This is a genomic window from Pseudobacter sp., from assembly GCF_051955275.1.
GTDB lineage: Bacteria > Bacteroidota > Bacteroidia > Chitinophagales > Chitinophagaceae > Pseudobacter.
The window spans coordinates 1-14,509 of sequence record NZ_JBQCGW010000208.1 but is presented as its reverse complement, the minus strand read 5'-3'; the positions used below and the strand labels follow the sequence as shown (position 1 = coordinate 14,509).

General features: G+C 46.6%; 7 protein-coding genes and 1 pseudogene. All 8 read right to left on the bottom strand.

Annotated elements, in window-relative coordinates:
* Positions 1–86 precede the first annotated feature (86 nt).
* Positions 87–1,127 (bottom strand): formimidoylglutamase, encoded by a 1,041-nt coding sequence (locus ACTHMC_RS17995; RefSeq protein ID WP_440415146.1) that lies wholly within the window; start codon positions 1,125–1,127, stop codon positions 87–89.
* 29 nt (positions 1,128–1,156) lie between these two features.
* Positions 1,157–3,175, bottom strand: coding sequence for a site-specific recombinase (locus ACTHMC_RS17990; RefSeq protein WP_440415145.1), 2,019 nt, complete (start codon positions 3,173–3,175; stop codon positions 1,157–1,159).
* A 13-nt stretch (positions 3,176–3,188) separates the two neighbouring features.
* The gene (gene hutI / locus ACTHMC_RS17985) at positions 3,189–4,433 is read right to left on the bottom strand and encodes an imidazolonepropionase (protein ID WP_440415143.1); all 1,245 of its coding nucleotides are present in this window, start codon (positions 4,431–4,433) and stop codon (positions 3,189–3,191) included.
* A gap of 60 nt (positions 4,434–4,493) precedes the next feature.
* On the bottom strand, positions 4,494–6,272 hold the full coding sequence (locus ACTHMC_RS17980; protein WP_440415141.1) for a glycoside hydrolase family 15 protein: 1,779 nt from the start codon (positions 6,270–6,272) through the stop codon (positions 4,494–4,496).
* Positions 6,259–8,493, bottom strand: coding sequence for a bifunctional alpha,alpha-trehalose-phosphate synthase (UDP-forming)/trehalose-phosphatase (locus tag ACTHMC_RS17975; RefSeq protein WP_440415140.1), 2,235 nt, complete (start codon positions 8,491–8,493; stop codon positions 6,259–6,261). Before ACTHMC_RS17975 ends, ACTHMC_RS17980 begins: the two co-directional genes overlap by 14 nt.
* Before the next feature lie 337 nt (positions 8,494–8,830).
* Positions 8,831–9,220 (bottom strand): hypothetical protein, encoded by a 390-nt coding sequence (locus ACTHMC_RS17970; protein WP_440415139.1) that lies wholly within the window; start codon positions 9,218–9,220, stop codon positions 8,831–8,833.
* 22 nt (positions 9,221–9,242) lie between these two features.
* Complete coding sequence (locus ACTHMC_RS17965) at positions 9,243–12,725, bottom strand: RHS repeat-associated core domain-containing protein (protein ID WP_440415147.1); 3,483 nt, start codon at positions 12,723–12,725, stop codon at positions 9,243–9,245.
* Positions 12,726–13,514: 789 nt separating this feature from the next.
* Positions 13,515–13,967 (bottom strand): annotated as a pseudogene (locus ACTHMC_RS17960) (DUF6443 domain-containing protein); the annotation flags it as partial.
* Positions 13,968–14,509 lie beyond the last annotated feature (542 nt).

The window sequence follows — 14,509 nt, the reverse complement described above, 5'->3', positions numbered from 1 at the left end:
CGAACACCGTGTCGCCGGAGGCGACGGAATATAAGTAACTCGCGGGGACGCGAGCTACCGGGCACACCTGACTTTATCGGGTACGCCTATCCCTTCACAAAATCGCTGACGAGATAACTCACCAGTTTGCCCGTGGATTCGTCCTTTCTGCCATCTTCCAGGCGGGTTGCGCCTTCACAGATATGCAGGTAGGCAGGCTTGCCGCTGGCGGCAAATAACGACACATATTGCCTCGCATGCAGGGAGCTCAGGCCGGCCGGAGTGGCGGCGCTGCTAAGCACCCCTTCGATACTGTCGAGGTCCAGCTCCACACCAGTAGGCTGATCTTCCATGAAGTCCAGTGCCTCGCCCAGGGCCTGCACAAAAGTTCTTTTCTGACGGATGAAGATGTCCTCATACGTAATGCAATCCAGGAAAGGGTTGTTCACAATATCCATCCATACATTCTGCGGAAGGTAGTTCTCATGAAGTGCTACCATGCAGTATTTCTGAATATAGCCATCTTCTTCTGCATAACGGAATCCGTTACCGCTGTGGCGTCCTTCAGCCGGACGGTAATCGGAATGTGCATCCAGGTTCACGCAATTGATCTGCGCAAGCGGAATGATACCGGCTTTATGCAGGCCTTTTGCCGAGCCTTTAAGCATCGGGTAGGCATTATTGTGACCACCGCCGATGGCGATGGGGATCTTGTTCTGTGCTGTGATCACTTTCACCAGGGATTCCACGGCATCATCGATGGTGGTAACAGCATGGCGGTATGCGTTGATGCGCTCTTCCTCATCATGTGCATTGCTTTCGATGAGCTGGTGCAGGTCTCCGAAATCGAACTGACCCAGCAGCAGGATCTCGTCGCCGATGAAGAAATCATTACTTTGTATATTGAGGAAACTGCGGAGGAATGCCGGCCATACTGACTCAGTACCTCCGATGCCATAGTTTGCTTTTACACCGATATTTTCGGGGATGCCGAATAATACATATTTTGCTTTGTTCTCTTCCAGCGCCCGTTCCCAGGTGGTATCATCCCTGAGCACCTGTACACATTCTCCGAGCTTTGTCTCAAAACGCCTGATCTTGGTGAGTTTCAGAATTTCTTCTTTGTCGTAGAACTGGAAATTTTTCATATGTCATTCGTTTTTCCGGAATTGAAAAATCAGTGGTGGTCGATACGCTTTCGCGGCCTGAAGAAATCCAGCGGATGGCTGCGGAAATATTTCCAGAGGATCTGCAGGAATTCAGGGTAGTCACGCAAATGTATGCCTCTGGACCTTACGGCCACTATAAACGCCAGAGAAAAACTTACCAGAAAGTTGATGAATCCGATAAACAGCACTCCGATGAATACAGTGAGCAGGAATCTGCCGTTGATGCTCTCCCATCCCACCCCATAAAACCCCAGTGAGGTATTGGCTGCGGAAATGGTGATATGCCTTATATCGAAGGGAATGCCGAAGATCTTTCCCACCAGTCCGGACATGCCCAGGAAGAAGCCCAGGGAGATATTCCCGATCAGGCTGCCAGCATGACCATGCAGGTAAGAGGCGATGCGTTGCAGCCTGGCTGGCGCAATGTACACACGAAGAACAGGATGTTCCGCCAGTCTTCTTTCTATCTTTCCATAATTCATTTTATTCTGTACATACCCGGCAATGATGCCGCTTAAAAAGAGAAAGAATCCTGTGTTGGCGGCATACAGCAAAGAAAGGCTCTGCCAGGGATGCTGGTCCTGAAGCATGGCGATGCCTTCTTCCCGCCCTACCAGCGGATGACCGAAACAGATATCATATAACCAGGCCATCAGCCAGGTAACGGGAAAAACGATAATGAGGTTACCGATGAATGAGGCTGTCTGACTCCTGAAGATCTTGGAGACGGTTACGGCCAGGTTGAAGAGATTGGGCTTCTCATTGTTCTTGGTATCCAGCGAGCCTGCCACGGCACTGGCGGTAAAGGCTGGTTGCTTGGTTGCGAGTGTTGACTTTGTTTCCTCGATGGCAATGAAGCCCACACTGTAATTGACACTGTAGATGAAGCCCTGCCAGAAAGGTGCCAGCGGTAATTTATGCAGTACGGTCTTCAGCATGGCCACAAACACAATGATCAGGCCGCCGCTCATGGCGCTGGCTACCATGGCCCAGTATTCTTTAGGAGAACTGGTGATGTATTTATTCCCTTTTTTGCCTTTGTGCTCCGCGATCTGATAAGCTACATATCCGGTGGTCTGTGAAAGGAATTCCAGGATACTGTTCTTGCGGTTCTCGTAGCGAACTACGGAACGGAAGAGGTCAACAAAGCGGTTGGTATTGATCTGATCATCTGCATCCACAATATCCAGTAACAGCTCCATGCGGGTGAGCTTCTGTTCTATCTGGAATAAAATGAAGGTTTGTGAGAGGCTGGTGCCTTTTTCATTCGTCCCGTTGCGGATCTCATCTACCAGCAGCCTCGCTTCCTGCAGCACTTCTTTGATGCGGAGGCCAAGCTCCCTGATCTTTTCTGGGGGTGCCTGGTGTAATATCAGTTCTCTCAGTTCATAAATGAGGAACTGCTGTGTTTCGAAAGGATTTTCCGTCTGCATCCATTTCATATGCGTGTTACGGATAACCTCTTTTTCCCAGCCGAGCTGCGATACCCCCGCACCTAAGATCTGCAGGGATACCATGGCCTGATTGATGATCAGCGGCTGATTGCTGCTGAGTGGCAGTTTTATCAGTTCAAAGAACTGCCCCCATTGTTCCCGGGTGATGGTTTCCACCCATTTGTAATCTGCCCTGCGGTAAAAGATCCTGTCCAGCAGGTAAAGGAAATCATTATGGTCCTGCAATGCAGGCAGGAACTTGTGTTTGAGCCTCGCATAGAGCTCGCGGCCCACGCCACGCGAAACGGTGATGCCGCTTTCCGTGAACATCGGCACCAGGTTGCTGTTCACCAGTTGCGCAATGATGCAGGTGCGCAGCGTATTGAGCGATGCGGGAAACTCATACAGGAGACGTATCACTTTGGAAAAGTGCTGCTGGATCTCTTCATCGGTATCCGATGGCTTCGGACGCAGAAGGTTCACGAAGGAAACGAGATAATTCAATGCAGCATCCCTCTCCCGCACGGAGATGGTTGGATTATTTTCGAGAAAAGCTAAAACGGGATCTGATTTCTTTTTCTTTTTGAACGCCATAGCGGGTTTTTCGTTAACTGAGCCAGTTGCCTGCGATCATCACCCTGTCAACAAGTGGCGATCCGAATGCATAGGGAAGATAAGCTATTGATGGCACAGTACGCGTCAATATAAGATTAGCTTTTTTTCCGATGGTGATACTGCCGAGTTCCTGTCCCAGTTCCATGGCATGTGCTCCGTTGAGCGTGGCGGCATTGATAGCTTCTTCCGGCAGCATACGCATCTGTATGCAGCTCATGGCAAGCACCAGGTTCATATTTCCACTGGGAGAGGAACCGGGATTGAAATCGCTGGCAAGGGCAATGGCGCAGCCGGCATCGATGAGTTCCCTCGCCGGCTGGAATTTCATCCGGAGGAAGAAGGCAGCTGCCGGCAACAGCGTACCGATCGTTTTGGAAGCCGCCAGCGTTTTGATGGCATAGTCATCCATCGTTTCCAGGTGGTCCACACTAATGGCGCCCATGGCCACGCCCACCTGTGTTCCTCCGGAGAGGTTCAGCTGGTTGGCATGGATCTTCGGTTTCAGGCCATACGTTATACCGGCCCTGCAGATATTGGCCGTTTCCTCTTCGGAGAAGAAACCGGTCTCGCAGAATACATCGATGTAATCCGCCAGTTTTTCCTTTGCGATGGCTGGCAGCATTTCATTGATGATCTGATCGATATATCCCTGGTGATTTTCTTTGAATTCCGGTGGGTAAGTATGCGCACCAAGAAAAGTGGCTTTGATGCTGAGCGGCGATTTCTCTCTCAGTTTCCTGATCACACGAAGCATCTTCAGTTCACTCTCTACCGTTAAGCCATAACCGCTTTTTATCTCTACTGCGCCTGTTCCCTGTTTGCTGATCTCCTCCAGCCTGCGCCAGGCCTGGCTGAAGAGCTCGTCTTCAGAAGCGTCTCGCAATTTGCCGGCTGAATTGAGGATGCCTCCTCCCCTGGCGGCTATCTCTGCATAACTGAGACCCCGGATCTTGTCTACAAATTCGTTCTCTCGACTGCCTGCAAATACGATATGCGTATGGCTGTCGCACCACGCAGGCAGCACCAGGCACCCCTTTGCATCCACCACTTCTTTTACCGAACTGTATTTCGATGGCATTTCCTCCATCGGACCGTAACCCGCAATAGTATCGTCCTCCACCAGCAGCCAGGCATTTTCAATGCAGGGCAGGTGTGCCAGTGCTTTGCCGTACAGTAATGGAGATTCCGCACGCGTGTTCACGAGGATCCTGATATTGGTAAATATGGTACTGGCCATGAAAGGGAGTATTGGTGAATCAATTCACCGCAATATAGTACTGTTTATTTATATAAGCACTTACAGAAATTCCGGTCTGTCCAGTTTTTTGGCAATCCTCAATACGGCGTTGATGAGTCCCACATGACTGTAAGTCTGCGGAAAGTTGCCCCACTGCGATCCGTCTACTCCCACATCCTCGCTGAAAATACCCAGGTGATTGCTGAATTTCAGCAGCTGGTCAAGATTCTTCACGGCATCATCCACCCTGCCTACGCAGGCCAGTGCGTCAACGTACCAGAAGGCACAGACCAGGAAAGTGGTATCGGGGAACCCGAAATCATCATAGTGCTTGTACCGGTAGAAAAGTCCATGCTCGGCCAGCAGTTCTTTTTCCAGTGCGGCGATATGTGCTTTCGCTTTATCGGAATGCTGATCAATATATCCCATGGTGATCATGCTGAGTGTACTGGCATCCAGGTTGGGCGTACCGATAGCCTGGGGATAGACCTTCCTCTCCGCATCATAACTCTGATCAAGGAGCTTGTCGGCTTCCTTTGCAATGAGGTCGGCCTTATGCATGAGTTCCCTGTCGTTGAACGCCTGCGCGATCTTGTAAGCGGCCCTGGCACCTGCCCAGTGGAACAGCAATGTATAGGTATGTACCTGAACCTGGTTCCTGAATTCCCAGAGTCCGGAATCTGGCAGTGTGAGCGTACGCTCTATCTGTGCGAGCAGCCAGGGTACGATGCTCTTGTAACTGCTTTTCTTCTGGAAGGCCAGCCGCTTGTCTGTATACAATGGCAGCAGGCTCACCAGCACCTGTCCGTATACATCATGTTGTACCTGCACATAAGCCTTGTTCCCCACCCTCACGGGTTTGTTGCCGAGGTATCCATGCAGGTCGATGGTGATTTCTTCAATATCTTTTTCTCCTGTGATGCCGTACAATGGCTGCAAGGTATCTGTGGAATTGCGCAGGATATTCTGAATGAAGTCGAAATATTTTTCGAGTTCTTCGAAGTGACCGATCTGGTTGAATGCTTTGAGTGTGTAGTGCGCATCGCGGAACCAGCAATAGCGGTAATCCCAGTTACGGGTGCTATCATGGAACTCAGGCAGGCTGGTGGTTCCGGAAGCTATGATGCCACCGGTATCTTCATACTGGTGCAGTTTCAGCACCAGGGAGGAACGGATCACCTGGTCCTGGTAGATGTCCGGAATATAAGAGCTCTTGATCCACTGGTGCCAGTACTTGATGGTCTGGGTGATGAAGGTTTCCGCAGTTTCTTTCAGCGGTGCTTCCAGTGGTTCGCCGTAGGTGAGGATCAGGTAGCGGTCCTGGTCCAGCACAAACGGCTGCTCTTTCAGGATCCAGTTCAATGGCACGTCTGTGGTGAGGCGTACCTGTTGTTCAAATCCCATATAACGGAGATGGTTACTGCCTGAATACACTTCGGGCGCCATACGGCCGTAGTTTCCGCGGGGATCGCAGGTCACGCGGATGGTGGGCTCTCCTTTGATGAGTTTGATCTTGCGGACCAGCATCAGCGGCCTGAACTGCCGTTCATGCACGGTCATGCGCGGAGCACAGTCTTCCACTCTGTATACACCGTCGGGCGCGGTGAATTCCGTGCAGAGCACATTCGTGTTGGGAATGTAGAACTGTCTGCTTGTGTAATTGTCGTTGGCAGGCTGGATGCTGAAATGGCCGCCTTTCTTTTCATCCAGCAGGGATCCGAAGATAAAGCTGCTGTCGAATTTGGGAAGGCACATCCATTTTACATCGGCCTTGTCGTCTATGTAGGCAAGGTAGGAACAGTTTCCTACGATGCCGAGGTTATACTTATGTACCGGCATATGCATTATTGGTTACCGGCAGTGTCAGTTCTTCCAGCAGGGGTAATACATTCTGCTGTGAGAGTACCGTGAACTGTGCTGCCGTGGGTCCGTTACTAACTTTTATTGTATGAGCCTGGTTGCCCAGGGCTTTGAACATATCCTCATCAGTGGTATCATCTCCGATGCACAGTACAAATTCAGGATTCATTTCCTGCACCAGTTTTCTTGCCATCACGCCTTTATCCATACCCGTCATGCGCACTTCTACAACTTTGTTGCCATCAATTACCTGCAGTTGAGTGTTCTGCAGCAGCATATTGAGGTTATTGATCAGTTCCCGTGATCTGCTGAAACCCAGATCCGGATGAGTATTCCGGTAATGCCATGCGATGGTGTTCTTCTTCTCTTCCACAAATGAGCCAACGCAACGGCTTACGAAGGTCTGCATAACCGGACGGATCTCTTCTTTCCATTTATCAGAAACGGTTTCCGAATGAAACCAGGTTTCGCCTTTCATTTTATAGCTGGCTCCATGTTCCGCTACCAGCGTGAGTGGAAGTTTGCCCAGCCATTGTTCCAATGTGGCTGCTTCACGTCCGCTGATCACAACCACATCGTTCTTTTTATCGGCGCATAAGGCAGAGAGTACAGACAGCAATTCCTTTGTGGGAGCCGCTTCCTGCGGCAGTCTTGCAAAAGGAACTAACGTGCCATCGTAGTCCAGCAGCAGCGTGCGTCTGGTGGCCTGCTGATATTCTTCATGCAGCTGATGCGTGATGGAATCATCCAGCAGTTTGGTCTGCTGTTTCAGTTGCTCTGTTTTTACATTATTGAGCTGGTCGAGGAAATCGTTCACCCATCTTTCCACATCGTAATCCATCAGCCTTTTCTGCATCAGCGCCATGCGCTGCTTCTGCTCCGGTACCGGCATGGATAAGGCTCTTACAATGGCGTTGCTTACATCCTTAACGTCTGTGGGATTCACCAGCAGGGCTTCGTTCAGTTCACTGGCGGCGCCTGCAAGTTCACTGAGGATGAGCACGCCGCGCTGGTTGACGGTGCTGGCCACGTATTCTTTTGCTACCAGGTTCATACCATCCCTCAATGGTGTGATCAGGGCCACATCCGCCATCTGGTAGAGGGCGCAGAGCTCATTGAAAGGAAGGTGCATATAACGGTAGATCACGGGTTGCCAGCTGATGCTGGAGAACTTACCGTTGATGCTGCTGATCTTTTCCTCGATGGTGCGTTTTCTTCGGGTGTAAGCAACAATATCATCACGTGATGGCACTACATTCAGCATGAACACTACGCGCTCCTGCCATTCAGGGTGCTGGGTGAGAAAGTATTCAAAGCCAATGAGGCGGTCCATCAGCCCCTTGGTGTAATCAAGTCTGTCTACTGAAAAAATAATCTTCTTGTTTTCAAAGTTTCGCTGCACTTCTGCCCTCAGCTCCTGTACTTCAGGATTATTGACGGTGCCGCTGAACTTTTTATAATCGATGCCTATCGGGAACAGGTCGGCTTTTACGAGTCTGTTCTGATACTGTATACTTCTGAAACTGTTGTCGGCCCCCAGCACCATGCGTACGGATTGTACAAAATGTTCCACATAGTCATAGGTGTGAAAGCCAACCAGGTCGGCTCCCATGAGTCCGCGCAACAGGCTCATTTTCCAGTCTGTTGGCAGTGTGCGGAAGATCTCATAGCTGGGAAAAGGTATATGAAGGAAGAAGCCGATGGTGGCTTTGGGTGCGCGTGCGCGTAACATCCCGGGCAGGAGCATGAGCTGGTAATCATGGATCCAGATCACATCATCAGGCCTGAGTATGGGCAGTAATGTTTCTGCGAAAAGGGCATTCACTTTTGAATAGGCATCAAAATAATGCTGGTGGTATTCCACCAGGGATGGAAAATAATGGAATAACGGCCACAGAGTTGAATTGGAGAACCCGTTATAATAATCTTTGTACAATGCCTTGTCAACGAAGAGCGGCAATGCTGTAAAATCGTAATTCTGAAGTTTAGGCGTTACTTCCTGCTCGAAATCCTCTTTGGAGAAGTCGGCTACGCCCATCCACATTTTTTCCGTGATATTGGATTCCCGGGCGGCATCTGATTCAAAATAACTTTTGATAGCAGACACCAGTCCGCCTGAGCTCTGGCGGATGGTTACCTGGTCACCATCGCGGTCTACGGAAAAAGGTAATCTGTTCGAAATGATGATCAGTCTTGCCATAATAAAATTGGAATTTAGGGAGTACGGAACATTACCAAATTGGGTACCTTATTTCCCGGTTCAAAAAATGGGCCATGCCGTGGCATGCGATGGGGTGAGTAACAGATTATCAAATAATGTGTTACAGAAGTATAACAAAGATAAAGTGAAAGGGTTGAAGCGGAGTATTAGAAGATGGGGTAAAGATTTTAATGTGGCTGTATCGCTCTCGGGGTGGGAATTGAGAGACAATTAAAATGATATTAAGATCGGAATAATGTTCGGTTACTGATCAGGGTTATGATGGAAACTATTGAAATCGGATATGCTTATACCGATCAATCGTATATCAGATTTTTTACTTGTTTCTTTGTCCAAGGTAAATGGCAAGCCCAAAGAAAGCTACTATACTTACTATACAATAAAGGTAAATACACAATTTCATTTGCTTCCTGGCAGTTTCTGACTTATCAAACCATTTTTGTTCAATCACTTCCATTGAATGCTTATCCCGATATATATACCTCACATAAGTAGTAATCTGAAAGACAATAAATAATGCTACACAAAGTAGTTTATCAACATAGGGTTTTTCCACTCGGGTCATTAAATATATAAAGTACAAGATAAGTACATTGGCAGCCTGAAGGCCACCGACAATGCCAGCAGCAGAAGAGGCAGCGCCTTTCTCCTTGTATCTGGAATAGAATCTGGCAATTGAATAATATAAAAAATCAAAAAAAAGCATACAATTATATTTTATCATCTTGTTATTTGGGAAGCAGTCCTCTACTCAAGGCGGATTCTGCATTTGATAAACCGGTAACCAATTTATTCCACATCGACGAAAACATGCCTGGAGTTTTTGCAGCGGTTTCGCCAATTTTATTAGCCGCAACTCCAATGTGATCTCCAATTGATTTTCCGGTTGAATTTTTCACTACGGGGTCAAGCAGAAAATAAGCTGCTCCTATTATCCACCCTACCCCCGGAACAAATGCTAATCCCCCAACTACCGCATCTGTGCCATTTTTCCAGGTTACACCATTGTTGATCATATCGGCCCCCGTAACAAGAAGGCCTACTACTGCTATTCTTCTACCAAGAGCATCTACTGTAAACCCTTTTACTATAGTTTTTTCTCCTAAGTTGACAATTTCATAAGTTGTACCTGCTGCCTGGTTCGCTAATTTCTGAAATTGCAGGGAACTTTGAAGTGTGAAATCGGTGGCTGTAGCAAATCCTCCGGCTGCTGCAGCTGCTGCATCAATTAATTTTTGATTTTCTGCTTGTATTTCTTTCCTTTTTTCCTCTGCAGTTTTTCCGGCATCATCTTTCTTTTTCTTCTTTTTGTCACCATTGTCTTCCTCCTCATCATTTTGATAAACAGTTTCCCCTAAACTTTGAATTTGCGGGATTGCGTCCTCAGGTTCAACAATATTTTTATCATCATCAATATATTTTTTTAAATCCCAGTCATAAGTCAACATTCCATCAGGATCAATGAAGCGGATTGGATTGTTGTAAGCATAATTATAGGGTGTCCATCTTCTTGATCTTTCAGACATCGGGTCTATATGATTCCATCTTCCTATCTGATGATCATACATCCTGGCGCCATAATCGTACCAGTCAAGACCTGATCCGTCAGAAAATTCTTTTTCCTGTTTTTCTTTCCCGTTGTATTCGATCTTGTTATCAAGTGTTTCTGCAGCGGTAGTTGAAATACCGGCCATGGTTAATCCAAACGGATAGTAATGGGTTTCTTCTCTTACCGGTCCCGTTTTGTGGATTACCTGCAGGTTGTCAAAGAAAACGTCTAAGTTACTTTCATTACTAACGTAAACAAATAAATATCCGTTCTTCGGAACGGATATATTCCGTAGGCTTGCATCAACTGTCCAGTGGTCGGTAACAAAACCACTGTTCCTTACCCTGCTCGCATTTCCGCTGACATATTTGAACTGTTCGTCAAGGAAAATAAAATTGATATAAGCCTTAGGAATGGTAGTTGTTTCATTATTGTTTCCCCTGATGAAGTTTTCAAGGGGAAATCCAGGACCATTGAGTGTAGACAACTGTGTGGCAGTAAGTCCCTTTGCTGCCATCGAATTAGCCGGTGCTCCCAGCAGAGCAGCCATGATATTGAGTAATTCCAACGAGGTGGAATTGCTGTTATTAACAGTAGCAGTATTCAGGAAGTACGACTTGCCGAAAATATCAATCTTGTCACCAGCCATTACTTTGATAACAAACTCAAGCCCTGTCTTATTAGTGGTAGCATTTAATTTGTAAAGATTATTACTTCCATCCGTTTGAACCGGAGTGCATGCGGCAGGATAGCTAAGGTTGGCCGGTGGATTTCCATTGTTGTTAGGATAAAGCCTGGTGTTAGCCGCAGACTCGGCAGGAGAAGCCCATGAAGGTATCGAAGATTCAGGAACTATCCTGGCTGGATCTATATTGTAGAAATTCTTTTCATGGTTCACCATAGTATTGACCTGCGAAGAACCACTGCCACTGAATGTTCCTTCAAGCGTGGCCGCTGGATAGAAATTGGTCTTTTGTTCCTCCGTTAAAACCACTCTTACACTGCCCAACTGGTCTTTAAGCATATAGTCATACTGAAAAGTATTATCTGTACTGTTCAGTCTTACTCTGCCTTCTTCATGGCTGAAAAACTGCAATTTATCTGTATAGTTAAGAGAAGCCAGTGAAGTGTTGCTGTATGACTTACTTTCATACACAAATGATCCTATATACATTGTTGTTGTACTGATATCTGTAGTATAGTTTGCGCCGTTGAAGGGAACGGATACTCCTGTTTCAGTCACTACCTTTTTCAGCTTTTCACCCCCTGCATTATAAACGTAACTAACAGTGCCTTTTCCTGTAACATTAATAACCGAAGGTAGATTAAGCAGATTATATGAAATATTACTTATCGCTTTATTCCGATCACTTGTAAGGTTACCGTTATTATCATAGGAATAATCGGTGATGGCATCGAATGCGGCCTGTGCTGATGATGGAGTTAAAGCAGTTTTATCAGCGGCCTGAGGATGTGCAGATACAGTCTTGAAATCACCCAGTTTACCAAGAGGATCATTTTTGAAATCTGCTACACTTTTAAGTTTGTTACTATTGGTATTGTAGGTGAATTTCAGATCATCAATGAGCAAGCTATTTGTTAATACCAGGCCGTATTGCTGCATGCTGAGAATATTACCATTAGCGTCATAGGAAAGCCCTGATACACTGAAATTCACTCCTGCCGACTGGTCAAAAAGAGCCGAGGCCCCTGTTCCGGAAACAAACTGTGTGAAATTGGCGCTTGTCAATCTGTTGTTGGCATCATATGAGTAATCATACTTACGGAGTTGCTGGTCGCCTTCAGTTTTCCATAAAGCGCCACTGATATTACCATTGTATACAGGATTGAAGGTACCCGAAGCCGGATTTTTATCATAGCCCAGTTCCGTACCAAAGTACTGATCATTATTCGTAGTTGTTGTGAGGTAGTCTTTATTTATGGATGACAACCATCCCTGGATATTGTAGTCATACTCCAGTTTCGCAAGTGGTTCGGTAGGGTTATCAGGCTTTCTGCCCAGAGATTTCTTTTTTAGATTTCCCAGGGCGTCATAGGTATTGCTGACAATCTCCTGTTCCGGTTTACTTACAGTAGTGCCATTTATTGATGAAGACAGTGTCTTTTTGATCGTCAGCATCCTGCCCAGGTTATCATAAGTGGCTTTGGTTATAACAATGTGAGTCTGGGTATTGGAGGCTTCCTTTTGGTGTTGAAGTATTGTTGCCAGCTGTTGTCCTGACCAACTGAATTGCGTAGTAAGTACATCAACGCCTCCTGTTATGTTCTGAGTTCGTGACTGCGTTTTATTTCCTTTATCATCATAAAAGTTGATGCTGGTAATATACTGCGCAGGATTACTACCCAGGATAAGAATTTTGTTCCCTGTAGGCCGGCCGGTTACAGATGTAGAGGCTGTGACTGCCTGCGGATAAGGGTAAGCTGTATTTGAAGCGGGTTGCAGATGAGAACTGACCGTTGCGGTTTCGAAATTTTTCAGAGCGGCAGGCAGAGAGGTGGCCCACACATAGTTGTCGTAATATGTAAAAGTAAGTGGAGTTAACACCGAACCTGGAGGCAGCGGGTTGCGATTGATAGTCATCCCCTCAATAATTGAAGGTGTTTCATCGGAACTGCCAGTGGGTGAAATAAGTTCCATCATGATCTCTGCATCCAGAGCGCTCTCAAAGTCCGGATCCAGGGTAATAGAGTTTGTGGCATAATAATTTCCCGAGCCTGTCGGTTCGTTCAGAACCAGGTCAGGCTCAACACCGGCGCTTCCACCGCCAGTACTGTTGCTTGTTTGTGCAGTTACCAGGGATTGGAGTTGACTGCGGGTGCCACTATATATGATAGTTCCGGTAAGTACCTCGCGGTTGATATCGTCATATAAAGTGGCGAGCCATTGGTTTGTTACACGCATTTTTGATTCCTGGGTGAAAACCATGCGGTCGCGCCCATCATAGACCATGAAAACCTCCTCGGCTCCCGGAATTTTTTTAATGATCATCCGCTTACGCGAATCATACTCATACCGGAAACATTGTTCTGCCAGAATCGTAGCATCTATAAGCGTCCAGTTGTTGGCGCTGAGAAACTCTACTCCTTTTGGCTGAATTACACAACGGAGATTGTTCTGGTCGTCATAAATATAATAAGTACATAAAAATCCTGTGTATCCTTTGCCTGCCCCCTCATCAGCGGGGCCAATCAATAATACCTTCTTCAGGATCACGTTACCTTCTTTGTCTTTAAACTCAATAATCTGATGACCATCTTCATCGATGGCAGCAGTTTTATACAACGTACCGGCTGCAAAAGTGCCAGTGACGATATAGCTGGCAAAGCTGCCGGGGTTTTCTGTAACAGACCATATTTTTACATCATCCGAAGTAGTATTAACCCAGTTTTTATTAGATGCTCCCCGGTTTGCGCCCACCCAGTTGTTTCCAGGACTAAGGCTCTTTTCCACCCTGTTCAAAGGCGAAGCTTCAAATTGCGTTCTTTCATAATAGTATGTTTCACCAGGATATTGTGCACCACTAAAAACAGCCTGTTGCTGAAACGGATTAAGTTTGAATTTGCCATCATTTAAAGATATATTTCCCTGGGCTGTATTAGCGGCATATGGCAGGTAACGGAATTCTTCGCGCCCGAAAGCATCATATACAACAGGATAAACCAGATCAACAGGGTTCGAGCCTGTAACCATGGATCCTTCTTTGGTTACGGTTTGCAGAACTCTACCTAATCCATCATAATAGATGGTATTTTGTTTTACATCTTTCAGTGGCCTTGTTATCAGGATAGCCGGATCCTGCTCTGGGGCTGAGGTTTGCCAGGAACGCACATAATTAATTTTGATAGCGCCAGGGTAAGCAGCGGGTGGAGTAGCCTGCGCCATACTGAAGTGATACACTAATATCAGCAGGAAAGTATAGATAAATCGGAAACAATGTGAACTTCCAGGGATAAGATAGGGCATGATATATGTTTAGAATCGGTTATTGGGTTGGTATGGAGCAAGATATTATAATTAATATCTCAAATCAGTTTTACAAATAGGTTTCTTTCAAAAATCAGCAGAAACATGTAGTGATCAGAAGCTGATATTAAACTGTTTTGTTCATATGGCATGTCTCTCTTCTGGTAATTATTCATTCCCTTTAGGTATAAACTCTTAGTTTTACGAGAAAGCCTGAATGAGCTTACGCCCGTTTACCTCATATCAATAAATTGCACACCGGTTCAACCCTAACGAATAGTCAAACCATTTTGTGATGAAAGCCATTAATCTCAAACCTTACCTGATTGCCCTTTTTCTGATTGCCGGTTCAAAGGCATTACTTGCCCAGACAATCTCTCCCGTTACTACAAAGTCTCCCAATGCCAGCAGTATAGATAAGGTGCTGGAAAGGCCCGTCTCCTATTATTCCGGTATCCCCC

Excerpts from the sequence above, each read along its gene's own strand:
- ACTHMC_RS17965 (WP_440415147.1), bottom strand. The coding sequence starts at position 12,725 with ATGATGGAACTTATTTCACCCACTGGCAGTTCCGATGAAACACCTTCA.
- ACTHMC_RS17975 (WP_440415140.1), bottom strand. The coding sequence starts at position 8,493 with ATGGCAAGACTGATCATCATTTCGAACAGATTACCTTTTTCCGTAGAC.
- ACTHMC_RS17980 (WP_440415141.1), bottom strand. The coding sequence starts at position 6,272 with ATGCCGGTACATAAGTATAACCTCGGCATCGTAGGAAACTGTTCCTAC.
- ACTHMC_RS17990 (WP_440415145.1), bottom strand. The coding sequence starts at position 3,175 with ATGGCGTTCAAAAAGAAAAAGAAATCAGATCCCGTTTTAGCTTTTCTC.
- ACTHMC_RS17970 (WP_440415139.1), bottom strand. The coding sequence starts at position 9,220 with ATGCTTTTTTTTGATTTTTTATATTATTCAATTGCCAGATTCTATTCC.
- ACTHMC_RS17995 (WP_440415146.1), bottom strand. The coding sequence starts at position 1,127 with ATGAAAAATTTCCAGTTCTACGACAAAGAAGAAATTCTGAAACTCACC.
- hutI (WP_440415143.1), bottom strand. The coding sequence starts at position 4,433 with ATGGCCAGTACCATATTTACCAATATCAGGATCCTCGTGAACACGCGT.